The organism is Streptomyces hilarionis (genome assembly GCF_024539675.1).
In the GTDB taxonomy this organism is placed as follows: Bacteria; Actinomycetota; Actinomycetes; order Streptomycetales; family Streptomycetaceae; genus Streptomyces; species Streptomyces hilarionis.
In genome coordinates, this window is the sequence record NZ_JAHHIT010000938.1 from 1 (window position 1) to 229 (window position 229).

1 protein-coding gene is annotated in these 229 nt (G+C 59.4%); it reads left to right on the plus strand.

Annotation, left to right across the window (positions count from 1 at the left end; all coding sequences use genetic code 11):
• Nucleotides 1–229 (plus strand): phage portal protein (locus KMS84_RS40835; protein ID WP_256921701.1); only part of this gene is annotated, 229 nt, incomplete at both ends.

Below are 229 nucleotides of genomic sequence, written 5' to 3' on the forward strand. Positions count from 1 at the left end.
GGTTTGGCGAAGGCTGGGCAGCAGTGGTCATCGCGGTTTATGCGCAAGGGCGGGTTCACCGGCGGATATGTCATCTACGAGAACTTCCTGACGAAGGCCCAGCAGGCCCAGGTCATGGAAAAGTTTCCCGATGTGCGCAAGGGCGACGTGGATGACATTGGCAAGATGGCCATCCTGCAAGGTAACCCGAAAATCGTTCCCGCCGGCCTGAGTCAGCGCGATGCGCAGT